Annotated in this window: 15 protein-coding genes; 4 read left to right on the top strand and 11 right to left on the bottom strand. The window is 50.1% G+C overall.

Translation table 11 applies throughout. The annotated features are described in order from the left end of the window. Window positions 1-5 precede the first annotated feature (5 nt). Both V5J77_RS06955 and V5J77_RS06950 read right to left on the bottom strand, forming a co-directional pair. Complete coding sequence (locus tag V5J77_RS06955) at window positions 6-1,514, bottom strand: helicase DnaB (RefSeq protein ID WP_338555049.1); 1,509 nt, start codon at window positions 1,512-1,514, stop codon at window positions 6-8. A 110-nt stretch (window positions 1,515-1,624) separates the two neighbouring features. Further along, complete coding sequence (locus tag V5J77_RS06950; protein ID WP_338555048.1) at window positions 1,625-1,912, bottom strand: YuiB family protein; 288 nt, start codon at window positions 1,910-1,912, stop codon at window positions 1,625-1,627. 163 nt (window positions 1,913-2,075) lie between these two features. Between V5J77_RS06950 and hemQ the strand changes: the two genes are divergently transcribed. After that, on the top strand, window positions 2,076-2,822 hold the full coding sequence (hemQ, locus tag V5J77_RS06945) for a hydrogen peroxide-dependent heme synthase (protein ID WP_338555047.1): 747 nt from the start codon (window positions 2,076-2,078) through the stop codon (window positions 2,820-2,822). Window positions 2,823-2,917: 95 nt separating this feature from the next. Here the strand turns inward: hemQ and V5J77_RS06940 are convergent, their stop codons facing one another. Further along, window positions 2,918-3,184 carry a hypothetical protein gene (locus V5J77_RS06940; RefSeq protein WP_338555046.1) on the bottom strand — a complete coding sequence of 89 codons (267 nt, stop codon included), beginning with the start codon at window positions 3,182-3,184 and terminating at the stop codon, window positions 2,918-2,920. Then, complete coding sequence (locus V5J77_RS06935) at window positions 3,184-4,377, bottom strand: NAD(P)/FAD-dependent oxidoreductase (RefSeq protein ID WP_338555045.1); 1,194 nt, start codon at window positions 4,375-4,377, stop codon at window positions 3,184-3,186. The genes V5J77_RS06940 and V5J77_RS06935 overlap by 1 nt, the downstream gene beginning before the upstream one ends. A 294-nt stretch (window positions 4,378-4,671) precedes the next feature. Between V5J77_RS06935 and V5J77_RS06930 the strand changes: the two genes are divergently transcribed. Together V5J77_RS06930 and V5J77_RS06925 are read left to right on the top strand one after the other, a co-directional pair. Continuing rightward, window positions 4,672-5,673, top strand: coding sequence for an NAD(P)/FAD-dependent oxidoreductase (locus V5J77_RS06930; RefSeq protein WP_338555044.1), 1,002 nt, complete (start codon window positions 4,672-4,674; stop codon window positions 5,671-5,673). Between the two features lie 116 nt (window positions 5,674-5,789). Further along, the gene (locus tag V5J77_RS06925) at window positions 5,790-6,029 is read left to right on the top strand and encodes a hypothetical protein (protein ID WP_338555043.1); all 240 of its coding nucleotides are present in this window, start codon (window positions 5,790-5,792) and stop codon (window positions 6,027-6,029) included. Window positions 6,030-6,033: 4 nt separating this feature from the next. On the opposite strand, the gene sda is transcribed toward V5J77_RS06925, so the two are convergent. From sda to V5J77_RS06900, 5 genes are all read right to left on the bottom strand, one after another. Beyond that, window positions 6,034-6,177, bottom strand: coding sequence for a sporulation histidine kinase inhibitor Sda (sda, locus tag V5J77_RS06920; protein ID WP_338555042.1), 144 nt, complete (start codon window positions 6,175-6,177; stop codon window positions 6,034-6,036). 314 nt (window positions 6,178-6,491) lie between these two features. After that, window positions 6,492-7,166: a YheC/YheD family protein gene (locus V5J77_RS06915; RefSeq protein ID WP_338555041.1), complete on the bottom strand. Its 675-nt coding sequence runs from the start codon at window positions 7,164-7,166 to the stop codon at window positions 6,492-6,494. 698 nt (window positions 7,167-7,864) lie between these two features. Continuing rightward, complete coding sequence (locus V5J77_RS06910; protein ID WP_338555040.1) at window positions 7,865-8,893, bottom strand: alpha/beta hydrolase family protein; 1,029 nt, start codon at window positions 8,891-8,893, stop codon at window positions 7,865-7,867. A gap of 310 nt (window positions 8,894-9,203) precedes the next feature. Further along, the gene (locus V5J77_RS06905; protein ID WP_338555039.1) at window positions 9,204-11,375 is read right to left on the bottom strand and encodes a DNA topoisomerase III; all 2,172 of its coding nucleotides are present in this window, start codon (window positions 11,373-11,375) and stop codon (window positions 9,204-9,206) included. Between the two features lie 97 nt (window positions 11,376-11,472). Beyond that, window positions 11,473-11,793, bottom strand: coding sequence for a YnfA family protein (locus tag V5J77_RS06900; RefSeq protein ID WP_338556609.1), 321 nt, complete (start codon window positions 11,791-11,793; stop codon window positions 11,473-11,475). 153 nt (window positions 11,794-11,946) lie between these two features. Between V5J77_RS06900 and V5J77_RS06895 the strand changes: the two genes are divergently transcribed. Further along, window positions 11,947-13,098, top strand: a complete 1,152-nt coding sequence (locus V5J77_RS06895; RefSeq protein ID WP_338555038.1) for a metallophosphoesterase — start codon at window positions 11,947-11,949, stop codon at window positions 13,096-13,098. A gap of 203 nt (window positions 13,099-13,301) precedes the next feature. Here V5J77_RS06895 and V5J77_RS06890 read toward each other — a convergent pair whose 3' ends face one another. Beyond that, complete coding sequence (locus tag V5J77_RS06890; protein WP_338555037.1) at window positions 13,302-14,120, bottom strand: transporter substrate-binding domain-containing protein; 819 nt, start codon at window positions 14,118-14,120, stop codon at window positions 13,302-13,304. A gap of 37 nt (window positions 14,121-14,157) precedes the next feature. After that, window positions 14,158-15,012, bottom strand: a complete 855-nt coding sequence (locus tag V5J77_RS06885) for an SDR family oxidoreductase (RefSeq protein WP_338555036.1) — start codon at window positions 15,010-15,012, stop codon at window positions 14,158-14,160. Window positions 15,013-15,229: the final 217 nt, after the last annotated feature.

Below are 15,229 nucleotides of genomic sequence, written 5' to 3'. Positions count from 1 at the left end.
CGATCTTATTTTCCATCCAGCTTCCTTGCCAGCTGGCGCATTTCTTCAAGCTTCTCCGGCGATACCTGACTTGATGCCTCCGTATCCTGTACAATCGGGATGCTCGGCTTACGAGACGCACTACCTCTTGCTCCAGCCCGTGAGCCTCCGCGACCTGCTGCACCCACGGAACGTGCATTTCCTTGCCGCTGTTCCTTACTCTCTTCAATCTTCCCTTGCTCGCGAACATAGCCAACAGCCTTCTCAAACGTATCTATCTGCTTGACAAGCATATTGGATACGACCGCTTCCACGAAGGTTTTGGTCATCCGATGGGCGTCATTCATGCCAATAACATAATGTATGAGTACATTAATAACAGGAGCAGGCAGCCGGTAATTGAGATCAATGCGCTCGAAGGAGCGTTCTATCCAATCTGGTACAGCCCCCGGGAAGAAGCGCTGCATAAAGCGGGTATGCGGCTCATTGCGCATGAGCATATTGTACTGATGAATGTCGCATCTCCCATCAAGCAAGCTGGGCACGCTCAAATAATATTCTTCCTGAACGCCAAATTCCTCTATATTGTCCTCGGCTGATTCCGCCTGAGACTGCTGCACGCGGGCAATCGTACGCTGGCGATCCCCTTCGCGCTTCTTATCCTGGCGATACATCTGATTCGCCCGCATCTGCAGCTCATCAATGAGCAGCAATCCATCCGGCGCAAAGACGCCATCCTCATCCAGCAGACGGCAAAGATCACTCGCATTCAAGCTGTATTTATAAGCGACGTAATTCAGCTGTCCAAGCTGCTCGCCATCGCCGCGCAGCCGCTCTACATAGCTGCGGTTGGCGGAATTGCGCGGAAAACGCAAAATAATTTCCCCATAAGGAATGCCCGCCGTCTCCTGTTTAAGTCTAGGCGCTGCTTGCCGAGAAGGCGCTACCTCGCTTAGTGCCTGCTCCAGCTCCGGGTCTACCGATTGCGGATTGAGCTGAAACAGCTCATAAAACGGCACGGAAATATTCTCCTTGCTCAGTTGTGCGCTCGCCAGCTCGTCAGGCTCTTGCGCTCCTAATGATTCCCTTAACGCGATCAAAGTGTATTTGCCAACCTTGTCACGAAGCAGCATAACCAAATGCTGGGTTTGAAAAAACTCGCCCGGCGTGAGCGGCTTAGCCAGCTCATATTCATAAATCAGATCGCTTTGCTCCGGCAGTGCCAGCCGCGACGTTTGAAGCAGGCCCACTGCCTCCAGGCGCGACGCCTGCTCGACGAGATGCTTGCGTCCCCGCTCATTCATCTCTAGCCCTAAGCCTAGAAACAGCTTGCGCTGCGGCTCCAGCGAGGAATAGCCGGAAGCCCCATCCGAGATACCGTGGTACAGCTGCTGGTACAAAGCAACCGCGAAGGCGCCAATCATCGGCTGATAGATGAGCGATAATATTTTATAATCCAAACTGCTTAATGAAAAATCACGAAAAATATAATAGCGATGATGCTCCGTAAACTGCAATAGGTTACCGATGCGCATGGCATCTACTCCATCCTGTCCATACTTTCTATCAGTTTAACACAAAAAAGGCCGCAAGGCGGCTTTCTTGAATAGAAAAAATCCCCCAAGTGAGGGATTTACTTATGCGCTTAAAACATCTTATAGCCGCCTTTGCGCAGCATCTGAATCGTCCAGCCGCTTAAATAAGCGCCAATTAATGCGCCAAACACAGGCACTAAATCAATGAAGGTAAAGCTCGTAAAGTTCTCGGAGGTGGAGATTGTCTTATCCCACGTACTCCACACGTAGAAGGGCACAAGAACAATAATAAACATATAAATAGGAAACCATGTTGTTTTCAATAACATATTCAGAATAAATCCGATGCCGAACATCATGACCAAAAACAGCACCGTCGCAATTATTAGTTGAAGCATGTACGATTCCCCTCTTTCGACTCTCGATAACATTTTAATGAAACCGCTTAAGGAAGTCAATTCCGATTTGCCAATTGTCACAAGTCCGACATTTGCCCTTCCGCCCTAAACTACGTTACAATGTTCACAGCAAAATATGCCAAAGATAGGGGTTATCGCTGATATGAGTGAAGTAGCTATTACATTAGAGGGCTGGTACTGCCTTCATGATTTCCGCAGCGTCAACTGGAGTGCTTGGAGACTGAGCACCGTCGAGGAGCAGAACCGTATGCTCGATGAGCTCAATACGTTTCTAAAGCAATGGTCGGACGTTGAGGCAGCAAAGCAGGGTAGCACGGCCGTTTATTCCATCGTTGGACAAAAGGCTGACTTTGTATTCATGCACCTGCGCGAAACGCTGGAGGAGCTGAATGAAATCGAGACAGCTTTCAATAAAACAGCATTCGCTTCTTTTACAACACCTACCTATTCCTATGTAAGCGTTGTGGAGCTGAGCAACTATGTAAACCAGCCGGGCGTCGATCCGATGGAAAACCCGGAAATTCTCGCCCGCCTCAAGCCGATATTGCCTAAAGCGCGCCACATCTGCTTCTATCCAATGAACAAGCGCCGCGACGGCAACGACAACTGGTATATGCTCGGTATGGACGAGCGCCGCACAATGATGCGCAGCCATGGCATGATCGGCCGCAAATATGCGGGCAAAGTGAAGCAAATTATAAGCGGCTCCGTCGGCTTCGACAACTGGGAGTGGGGCGTTACGCTATTCGCAGAGGATGCGCTGCAATTCAAGAAGCTTATTTATGAAATGCGCTTTGATGAAGTTAGCGCGCGTTACGGCGACTTTGGCGACTTTTACGTCGGCAATTTGCTTGATGAAGCGAAATTTACCGCTCTGCTTAAAGTGTAGACCTTTTTTCTACTAAAACATAACGCACAACCGCCCCGATACGCTGACGAATGCTCGTCACTGTGCCGGGGCGGTTTTTTGTTTATCAGCTTTACTTAAACTTCTTCCTCGTCATCCTCTTCATCCGGGCCAAGGCGCTTCGCCTCCAAATACTGCTGCGTCGCGCGGTCGCGCTCGCGCCCCTTTTCCTTCAACCGTTCAATCGCCGGCTGGATGAGCAGGTCCACTTCCTTCTGAACCGGATAGGCCAGATCATAGCGGTTTTGCGACTCCAGAAAAGAGCCAACTTCCATCAAAGCGTTATAACGATCCAGTTCATCCCGCGTCAGCAACCCCCGAACCTGCACGCTGCAATGACGCATTAGAAAAATTTCCCTTTGCGCAGGACGAGCGGGATACCGCCGATAATGAACAGATAGCGCAGGTCGATCATTTTCTTCAGCCATGCCGCTACCCGGCCTTTATATTTTTTGCCAAATGCAAGGCCAATCGCTTCGCCTTTGCCAAGGGACGCTACCGTTCCTTTATTGCTGAACGCGAACGCTTTAAGCGGCTGGTTGCGTATCGAGGCAACCAGATTATGGGCGCACACGACACCTTGCTGCATAGCAATTTGCGCAGTTGGCGGATATGGACGGCCTTCCGGATTAAACATGAGCGAGTTGTCGCCCAAAATGTATATGTTCTCATGACCTGGCGCACGGAGCTGGTCGTCGATTTTCACGCGTCCGCGCATCGTTTCAAAGCCCGCATCCTCAATCAAGCGATTGCCGCGGATGCCGCCCGTCCAAATGACCGTTGCCGACTTGATTTCTTCGCCTTCGCCAACGACGACGCCTTCTGCTGTGCACTCTTTAATCGCTGTGCCAATGCGGAACGTGACGTTCTTCTTCGTCAGCACATCCATCGCATATTCCACTAGCTCAGGATCAAAGCCTGGCAGCGCCGTCGGAGCCGCCTCAATATTGTAGATCTTCACAAGCGCCGGGTCCACATCGAACTGCTTGCACAGCTCAGGAATGCGGTCGGACAGCTCGCCGACGAACTCAATGCCGGTAAAGCCAGCTCCGCCTACAATAAATGTTAAATAATCAGTGCGGTGCGGCTCGCGCTTAAAGCGGGCAAATTGATATTCAATATGCTCGCGGATAAGACGAACCGAGTTAATGCTGCGAATGTTCATCGCATGCTCGCCAAGACCAGGAATGCCGAACGTTTCCGGCTCGCCGCCAAGGCCTACAACCAAATAATCGTAAGACAGCGTGCCGTCTTCCAAAATAACCTTTTTGTCCTGTGGGCGGATTTGTACAACGGTTGATTTTACAAAATCAATTTTAAACTCGTCAATCAGCTTCGAAATGCTGACACGGGCATTTTCAGGATTATCGGTTCCTGCTGCCGGCATATGCAAATGTGTGGTAATGTAATGATAGTCATGCTTGTTTACCAAGGTAACATCTGCTTCGTTGTAGTTAAGCTCCTTCTGCAAACGCAACGCCGTCAGCACTCCGCCGTATCCCGCACCCAGAATAACAATCTTAGGTATGTTGCTCATCGTATGATCCCTTCCATTCCTATGCGTTTAATTATATTGTGAAAAATTACACAAACCTCTTTCTACATTTATGATCTACGAGGATTAAATGTGCAACTTAGTCTCCCTCTATTTTGCTAATTTCCAGCTGTGCCAATCTTAACATACAACAGACATACTACAGAGTTTTGAACGAAAGTTCAATGGCATTTTATACGAAAAAGTTTAGAAGGGCATACAAATTAGTTATTTCCTTCTTTGTGTCCATATGTTTATAATAATAAGGATAGATACAAATATGTGGAGGTGCCTACGTTGTCTCAAACTGAACTACCCGAAAACATTGTCGATATCGCAATTATTGGCGGCGGCCCTGCTGGCCTATTCGCTGCTTTTTACGGCGGCATGCGCCAAGCATCCGTTAAGCTTATAGAAAGCATGCCCCAACTTGGTGGACAACTGGCTGCTCTTTATCCAGAGAAATATATTTATGATGTTGCAGGCTTCCCAAAAGTAACAGCTCAAGAGCTTGTTGACCGTCTTGTCGAGCAGCTTAACCACTTCAAACCTGAAATTTGCCTGGAGCAAAAGGTTAAGCAGGTTGTTAAGAAGGATGAGCGCCTGTTCGAAATTACGACGGATACAGAAACCCACTATGCGAAGGCTGTTATTATTACAGCTGGCGTAGGCGCATTTGAACCGCGTCGTCTGGAGCTTCCGGAAGCCAGCGCTTACGAGAAGAAAAATCTGCATTATTTTGTCGGCGACTTGCAACGCTTCAAGGATCAGAATGTTCTGATCAGCGGCGGCGGCGATTCCGCGGTTGACTGGTCGCTTATGCTGGAGCCGATTGCGAAGAGCGTAACGCTCATTCACCGCAGAGACAAGTTCCGTGCACATGAGCACAGTGTAGAGAACCTGATGAATTCCAAAGTCAATGTGCTGACTCCGATGGAAATTACCGCGCTGCATGGCGAGGACCAAATCGAGAAAGTAACGCTTGCCCACGTGAAAACGAAAGAAACGACCGAGCTTGATGTCGATGCCGTTATTGTCAACTTCGGCTTCGTATCCTCCCTTGGCCCAATTGCCGAATGGGGCATTGAAATTCAAGGCGGCTCGATCGTCGTGGATACACGCATGGAAACGAATATTCCCGGAATATTCGCAGCCGGCGATATTACGACCTACCCAGGCAAGCTTAAGCTGATTGCTGTTGGGTTTGGCGAAGCGCCAACCGCGATAAACAATGCTAAAGTATATGTAGATCCAGAAGCGAAGCTTTCCCCTGGTCACAGCAGCAATATGAAGCTGTAAGCAGCAAACGCGCGCAGCCCTTCATACAAGCAATGAAGTAATTATACACAAATAAGGGTATTCTACCTTGGAGCAATGCATGGCGTTAAGCGGTGCAAGCCAAGGAGGATACCCTTATGTTTTGTCCAGTCTGCAATGGCATCAAGAGAGTGGAAGTAAGTTGTGGCAAGTGCAATGAAGCGATGAACGATTGCGGGCGTACGCTGGAATGGAATGATCCTTATGCTCCATACGAGCCTGTATCCATCTCCGGTTCCACCCGCAATCTGAATGGCGATGCAATTTGTTTACATACAGCACTATGCCCAAGCTGCGGGCATACAATAGAAGTGTGCATAAGGGAATGGCAGTCATAACCTCTCAGGCTGTAATACGCACATTCTCGTCTGTCAATTGCCTTCGCTTCATTTCAAACAGCAGCATTTGGATAAATTCCTGATCTAGCTTAGACTGGACCGCCGCATAGTAGGTGTCCTTAAGAAAATCGTCGGACATAAGCTCCATAATCGGCACTTCCTTTCATGGCTTTTGCTAATGCTTCACCATATTATCATGGGGATAAACGATAGAACAACCGTTCTGATTATACACAGTTGCTTGTGGACAGGGTGTGCATGGCGTGTGAATAAACGTCGAATCCTGAGGATTCACGCTGTGTAAATTGTGGATACGTTTATACACAGTCTCAATTTTTACCAATTCTATAAAAAACTTTAATTACAATCTCTTAATCTATCAATCTTATCGTTTAATGTCGTTAGTTATTTTTCCCTCCTATGGTAATGAAGTGGAAGACAAAAAAATAAACCCTTTCGGGTTTATTGCGGCCTTGTGTTCACCTCAAAAATCCATATCTTCCCGCTCTTGTCGATGCCATAATCGAAGCCTAACTGCCCAATGCCTGGAAATCGCTCTTCCAGCAACTGCGTCGCAAGTACCGTCAATTCTCTCATCTTCGATTTTTTCGCCCGAACGGCTGCGCCGGAAATAGAGCGCCTTATGCCTTCTGCTGCGCTAACCATCGTTCCGCCTCGGCAGAGGTTCGTTACGAATAGTCCCTCTCTAGCAATTCTTCCTACCATGGAGCGATAAACCCAGCCCGTATCGGTCTTTACATATTTCACGCGGTAGTCGATCGGCCTGCTGCCGACGGATGCCAGACGGATGCCTTTTTGTATAATATAAGCCCGTCCCTTGCGTTGCTTATCAAGCGCGCTCTTCAGTGCGTTAAAGCTGCTGAATTGCTTTTTCTTTGCATAATAAGTGTAGGAATAGCTTGCGCTTCCATCCTGTGTCACCTTAATAACTCCATGCCCGCCTGCTCCGCGAACCGGCTTGATTACAACCATTTGATGCGATTGTAGCATGCTCCTCAAGTTTTCCCCAGTATACCGTCTAGTAGGGGGAATGTGCGGGGCAATACCCGCGTGGGACAATAATACGGCCGTCTTTGCCCACTTGCTCGCCAACTGCCTGCCCTGATGCTCGCTCAAAAGCTACCAGCTCCTTTCCTGCTTCCTCCTCCATAGCATATGTCGGCAAGACGTCTGTCTCTTGGATGATTGACGCAGGTAAGAAGCCCCTCTTATGAAGGACGCCAGCGCCACCAGGGTCACCAGGGCATTCATTTAGTTAGGCTGTGCATATTTAGTTAGACTGTGCATGTTCCGCCGCTCCTAGCTTAATGCTTAGTCGGGCTAATCTTCTCTGACTATTCAGGAATTAAGGAACTACAGCATGCAATTGTTGCTAACAAAGAGCATAGTTGTGTATAAGCTCAGTTGTGTATGAGGATAGTTGTAATGAGCATAGTTGTAATGAGTAAAGCTCCTATACCGCACGGGCATGATAGCTCCTTCCTTATTTGGCGGACTGAGCTTCCGCTATTCTCGATTTTTATTCCCTTTTTGGCCGTAAGCTGACAGAAGATTCGCTATTGCCTACATAATCCTCTCAAAATGATGATAGGCAGCGCATTAACGGCTTCTGAGTCCGCGGACTGTGTCTTAACCCGTCATTTGTGGAAATAGCGTCTGTTGTGTCCAACAAGCCTATCCTTGTGTTTGATGCTCAGAGAAAACCCCAGAAACGAAGCGCATGAAGCAGACTTTCTGTGCTTAAGCTCACATTGAGGACCATGGCGGTAAATAGAACAAAGAGGCTGCTCAGCGGCATCCTCTTTGCTTAACCTCTATTTCATTGAAAGCGTTTGGTGCAGCCATTGATAAGACATCCGTCCGCTGATTTCATGGATACCTGGAAAAATGTCGCATTGCAGCTGCTCCGGCGCGCCTTCGCGTTCGTAGATCGCTTGCAGCTCTGCTGCCGCTTTTTTAAAGCCCTCAATCGGGAAAATCGGGTCATTTTGCCCAGCTTCCAGAAACAGCGGGCGCGGCGCAATTAGACCGATCAGCTCTGGGAGCTCGGCATGAGCCAGCAGGCCTGGCGTATAATTGTCAATGCAGTGATGAACGGCAAATATGCTGTCCTTAATCGTATTTGTAAAACCAGTCAGGACGACGGCCTTTATCCGATCATCCAATGCAGCGGCTACATACGAGATAAGCGCTCCGCCTGAAAAGCCCATAGCCCCTATGCGGCTCGCATCCACCTCCGGCCGGAGTGCCAAATAATTAAGCGCTTCCAGCACTTCGGCCGTTCGCAGGCCTGTAAGCGTTTTGCCCAGCATCATGAGCTGTGTGGACAATCTATAGCAGGAGCTTGGGGCGTCGGGATTTTCCTGCAAATCCGCATCCAGCTTCCGCTCACCGAAGCCAACGACATCCGGTGCAATGACGACCATGCCGCGCTTCACCAGTTGGACCGCAAAATGCTGATGAATGTTAGGCTTGCCAAAGTCTTCTGCGCCATCCGGAAGCAATCCGACGATTTCTCTGCTGCCATAGCCATGTCCATGCACCGCGAGCACACCGGGCAGCCTCTCTCCCTCAGCGCCGTCTGGAATAAGCACATACGCTGCGAATGAAAGCCCCGGTGTAGCAGACAGCTCCACTCGTTCCCTCGTATATCCATCGCATTGTACTCGTTCAAGCACGACGGGCTCATGCCCAAGGTTTGATTCAAAAGAACCTACCGCCGATGCAAGCGCACTCTTTAATTGCAGCCTTCTGCCTTCCCTGCTTTCTGATTCCGCGGCCACACGATGGGCTTCAACCGCCTCCTCATAAAGCCGATTTAATAGCTGATCTGCTTTCCACATGAACGCTCCTCCTGACACTGCCAAAGTAGTTTCTTCCCAACAGCGTTGTTTTTAAAGTAAACGCTTACTAAAGCAATTTTTTTCTCTATACCTTATAACGCTAAGGCCTATAGAATCGCTAGTCAAGCTCAAATATAAGAAAAAGCTTCAAGCCTGCCTTCAGTGGCGCAGGCCGAAGCTTTCAGAGCCGTTCACTTGCTTATTTGCTTATATCTTGCTGACTAGCTTTTTAACTGAGTATCTTGATGACCTCTTGATGAGCTTTCTTAATGACCTCTTGATGAGCTTTCTTAATGACCTCTTGATGAATTTACTTATCATCCTCCTGCTTGCTCATAGCCGCCTTAAGGGCATCCGCCAAGCTGCTTGACAGCGATACATTATCGCTGAATTGATTAATCAGTTTTTTCTCCTGATGCTTATTGATTCTTCCGCCCTGCTTATCGCCCAGCATTTCAATGACGTTGCATGGACGGCACTGTGCGTATTTCCCCGCTTTGCCGTCATGAATTTCCATCTTCTTGCGGCATTGCGGGCAGCGCTTGTTGGACAGCGCCGGCTCAGCCGAGCGGCGGTAACCGCATTCCCGGTCCGGACATACGAGCGACTTGCCCCGCTTGCCCTTCACTTCCATCAAATGCTTGCTGCATTCCGGGCAGCGAGAATGCGTCAGATTGTGAGGCTTATATTCCTTTGTTTCATTTTTCACCTCTGCTACCCATTTGCTGGCCTGCTCGCGGATGCCCGCCATAAATTTCGCTGGATTGCCCTTGCCGAGCGCAATCCGCTCAAGCTCCCGCTCCCACTCAGCGGTCAGCTCCGGCCTTCGCAGCTCCTCAACGACAATTTCAATCAGTTGTCGCCCTTTCCCTGTAGGCGACAGCTGGTTGCCCCGGCGCTCAATGGTGTCGGTGCCGAGCAGCTTCTCAATAATATCCGCACGCGTAGCTGGCGTACCTAGGCCATGCTTCTCCATTCGGCCTAGCAGCGTTGCTTCTGTATACCTTGCTGGCGGCAGCGTCCGCAGCTCCTTGAAGCGGGCCTGCTTAATCGGCAGCATCTGCCCTATGCTCATGGCAGGCAGCAGCTGCTCTGACTGGCGATCCACCTCGCTGCGGGTTTTATCATCGTCTTCATCGTCATCATCACTGAAGCTTCCGCTGCCGAATCCACCCCCGCTGTAAAGCTCCTTCCAGCCGCTTTCCTTCTGGACTCGCCCTTTAGCATACAGCTTGTCGCTGCCAACCGCCAGCGTTACGCTCGTCTCATCATAGCGGTATGCTGGAGAGAACAGAGCTAGGAAACGGCGAACGATCAAGTCATACAGCTTGCGCTCCTCCGCGCTTAGCGCTGACAGGTTGACGTACTGCTCTGTTGGAATAATCGCATGGTGATCACTGACCTTGCTGTCATCAACGAATCGCTTCGTCACGGTTAGCGGACCACGCAGCAGCTTGCGGGCAAAAGGCGCATAGGGCCCGACCGCCACGCTTTCCAGACGGCTTTTGAACGTCGGCACGATATCGCTCGATAGATAGCGCGAGTCGGTACGCGGATAAGTGACGATTTTATGCTGCTCATACAGCTTTTGCAGCACATTAGACGTCTGCTTCGCCGAGAAGCCCAGCCGCTTGTTCGCATCGCGCTGAAGCTCCGTCAAATCATAGGCTCCCGGATGCAGCTCCGACTTTTCAACGGTGCGCAGCTTATCCACCTTCGCTCCTTTTCCCTGCAAGCGGGCGACAACTGCGCCAGCCTCATCCCGGCCCCATACACGGCCATCATGACTATCCTGCTCGCGCCATATCGCCTGAAAAGTGCCCATATCCGCAGATACCGTCCAAAATGGCTGAGACTGGAACTGCTCAATTTCCTTCTCCCGGTCCATCAGCGCAGCAAGCGTCGGCGTCTGTACGCGTCCTGCGGCCAGTTGTGCATTGTATTTGGTCGTCAGAGCGCGGGTGACATTAAGTCCAATGAGCCAGTCCGCCTCGGCTCGGCACACAGCGGAAGCGTACAAATGGTTGTATTCCGCTCCCGGCTTCAGCCTGCTGAAGCCATCCTTGATTGCCTTATCCGTCTGCGACGAAATCCAGAGCCGCTTAAACGGCTTGCGCCAATGCACCAGCTCCATAATCCAGCGGGCAACCAGCTCGCCCTCACGCCCGGCATCAGTCGCAATGATAAGCTCGCCAATATCCGAACGCTTGCACAGCTGCGCTACCGCCTTGAATTGATGGGATGTTTCCTTCATCACCTTCAAGTTCATTTTAGGAGGCAGCAGCGGCAAATCCTCCAAATTCCAGCTGCGGTATTTCGGATCATATTCCTCCGGCTCCGCGAGCGTAACCAGATGGCCAAGCGCCCAGGTTACCACATATTTAGAACCTTCTATATAGCTTTTATTTTTGTTCGTACAGCCAAGCACACGGGCAATTTCCTTTGCCACGCTTGGCTTTTCCGCGAGAACCAATGATTTCATCTCTTCCATTCGCTCCATTCGTCCAGCTTGTAAAGCTATATTATCCTTACAAATGCTAATGTTGTCAAAAATAGACCGAGCATGGCGCCTAAGCAAGCTATCCCCGCGGCGCCCACAAAATAATCGATACGCCGATCAGACATACGACGGCGCCAATCCAATCGTAAAGATCGGGCGTTCGCTTGTCTACCAGCCAGCCCCAAAGCACCGCCATCGCGACGAATACGCCGCCATAGGCTGCATACACTCTGCCAAAGGTCGGAAACGATTGCAGCGTAGGCAAAATGCCGTAAAGCACTAAGACTCCACTGCCTATTATACCGTACCAATAAGGCTTTCCTTCGCGCAGCCACAGCCACACCAAATAGCCGCCGCCGATTTCTGCAAGCCCGGCCGCAATAAACAGTAACATTTGCATGATGAAAGGCAACGTTAAGGCACTCCTTCTTCCCCTTAGTCTCTGACTCTATTTTACCTGACAATTGCCATTATGCTATAGTATTCTCACCATGAATAATAATAGATTTGGCAGCTAATTCTCATGCACAAAGCTAATGACTGGGGAGTGCGAATGTTGAAACCGCGTTTGATCGGTATAATCGCTTTAGTATTATTCATTTTTGTTGCTATTCAGTTTTATATTGGCTGGAATGGATGGCTGTATTTGTCGGCCTTGCTTCCCTTGGAAAACCCGTGGCCCTATGCCTTTATTGTCGCAATTATCTCCTTCTCTTATATCATTGGAAGACTGCTCCAGCCTGTAGCTCCACTTCGCAAAATCGGGCGTGCATTCAAGCTTATCGGCTCTTACTGGTTTGCGATTATGGAATATGGGATACTGCTGCTTCCTCCAGCCAATCTCATATACTGGCTGCTTACGAAGCTGGATATCCCCGCTTCTACTGCTTTGCTGGCCGTAGGGAGCCTCGTCATCTTGATTATGATTGGAATTGTTCTGCGCGGCAGCTGGAATGCCTGGACCCCGATTGTTCGCACCTATTCCATTACGATTGCAAAGTCGGCCGGAGCGCGCAAATCGCTGCGTATCGGCATGGCCTCAGACATACACCTGGGCACCATCGTAGGCAAACGCCATTTGGGGCGGCTTGCAAATGCTATGGAAAAAATGAAGCCAGACCTGATTTTGCTGCCGGGCGACATTATTGATGATGACATTGCCCCTTATATCGACGATCATATGTCGAACGTTATGAAGCGCCTGAAAGCACCGCTTGGCGTCTATGCCGTTCTTGGCAATCACGAATATATTGGCGGTCACATCGCCCGCTTTATTGCAGAGATGAATGCTGTCGGCATTCGCGTGCTGCAAGACGAGAGCGTGAAGATTGACGACGGCTTTTATATCATCGGACGCAAAGACCTCAGCGCCAAAAGAGCTGATCCCGCTGGCCGCCAATCCGTTATGGAGCTCGTCGCAGCGCTCGACGCCTCCCTGCCGCTCATTATGATGGATCATCAGCCATCCGATTTGGAGCAGGCTTCGCTGCAAGGCATTGATCTTTCATTGTCCGGCCATACCCATCGGGGTCAATTGATGCCGAACCACTTTTTCACAAGAAGGCTGTTCGAGCTCGATTGGGGTTTTCTGCAAAAAGGACAGCTTCACGCCATCGTCTCGTCCGGCTTCGGCACATGGGGGCCGCCGCTCCGCATCGGCAGTCGCGCAGAAATTATTGAGCTAAACGTCCAATTCCGCCCGTAGGCCGCACTCGCTAGCCATTGTACTTGCGTGCCGCCTGCTTGCCTTTTTGCTGGCTTGCCGCTGACTTTATACGAAAAACAAAAAAACTGGCGATGACCTTATCGGGTGCCCTGCATGCACAGCCCGATGAGTCGCCAGTCTTTTTTATGCCCATTCGTTTATTGAGCATACGTTTATTGAGCATTCGATTATTGATTCTTCGTTTATTGCAGCCATTTGCTGTACAGCACATCCGCATCACCATTTTCCTGCAGCCTGTGGATGACCTGGTTGACGACCTGAAGCAATTCAGTCTGCCCTTTGACGACAGCTATTCCGAATCCTTCCTTGGTAAATGCCCCGCCTACAAGCTCCAGCTGTGCCTCAGGATAATGCTGATTGTAGCTGGCCTGTTTTAAATAATCGTTAAAAACGATATCTACCTCTCTGGAGCGCAGTGCTTCCAATCCTTCCTCCACCGTAGCATACGAGCGTACTTTAATTTTTTTGCCCTGTGCAATCAGCGCTTCGGCCTCACGCTCGCTTCTCCCTTGTGTTTTTACCCCAATCGTTTTGCCATCCAAATCATCGAGGGAGCTTACCGAATTGTCGCCCTTCCGCTTGACGATCGCCATGCCGCTATCCAAATATTTATCCGACATATCAACGATTTTCTCCCGCTCCTCCGTAATGTACATACTGGAAATAATCATATCGGCTTCACCCAATTGCAGGGCATTAAGCAAGTCAGCAAACAAAAATTTTTTCCATTCAATATCCACGCCTATTTCGTCTGCAATCGCCTGCGCCAAATCTACATCATACCCTATAAACTCGCCTGTCTTTTCATCCGTATATTCAAACGGGTAATTTTCGGATGTAGCGATAACCAGCTTGCCCGACTGTTGAATGATCGGCAGCCATTGCAGCATGGCCGGATTGCCCCTTTCCGGCATCGGTGCATCCTTCGTACAGCCAGCCAGCATAAGGCTGAACAGTGCAATCAACGCAAGCGTCGACTTGACGGCGGTTTTCTCAAGCATTCAAACAACCTCCCACCATAACGCCCCCCATCTCGCTTTATTTCACATGCCTTGCTTGACTTGCCTGCTGCTCGCTCCATTCCCACAGCAGCTTGGCCGCCTGCTCATCCTTGGCTTTTGGAGACACTTCCTCCCTTTTTTGCTTATAAAAATAGTGCCCGCTTACCGTTCCGCCCTCCTCCGAGCTTGCCAAATAAAGCGCCGTCTGCGCTCCCTCCAGCGAAGTCAAGAAAAAAGGCCGCAGCAGCGCGTATATGCTTTTGCCAAAGCCCGTCTGGCGGTTGACGCCAAGCGATGTACCTACCGCTCCGGGATGCAGGCAATTAACCGTCACCTTCGAATGCGCCAGCCGCTTAGCCAGCTCCTTGGTGAACAAAATATTGGCCAGCTTCGATTGGGCATAACCCTTAACAACATTGAAGCTCCGAGTTAGATTGATATCCTCAAAATGGATTTTCCCCGCTTTATACGCGCCCGAGGATACATTGACTACTCTGCCCTGCGGCGATTGCTTCAGCAGCTCCAACAACGAGGTCGTCAGTAAAAAATGTCCCAGATGATTGACGCCAATCATGCTCTCATAGCCATCTTTGGTTAGCTCGCGCTTTAGCGATACAACGCCTGCATTGTTCAGCAGCACATCCAGCCGACCGTACCGCTGCTTGAAGGCTTCACAAAAGGCATAAATGCTCGCAAAATCCCCCAAATCACAGGCCATCAGCTCAATATGCGAGGCTCCGCTAGCGGCAAGGGCTTGCTGCCGTGCGGCCTCTCCTCGCTCCAGACTGCGGCAAGCCATAATCACTTCTGCGCCAGCCTTCGCAAGCTCCGTAACTGATGCCAGCCCCATGCCTGCATTTGCTCCGGTGACAAGTACGATTTTACCACTCATTTGCATTGTGCTTCTCAGCTCCGCTTCTCTATCTATATTGTCATACGCCCTTTATAAGGTTGACACTTATACCGGCTTGCAACTACAAAAAAGGTCCCCGGCTTTGCCTGAGACCCTGTGACTGCTGCTTGCAGCAAACCTCTGAACAATCAGCAGCAGACCCAGTGGCCCAGACATGAAAATGAACGGTTTATACGCTCCTACGCCCTGCTGCCGT

Origin of the sequence: Paenibacillus sp. KS-LC4 (assembly GCF_036894955.1) — a bacterium.
Lineage (GTDB): Bacteria > Bacillota > Bacilli > Paenibacillales > Paenibacillaceae > Pristimantibacillus.
This window is presented reverse-complemented; position numbering and strand designations above follow the sequence as displayed.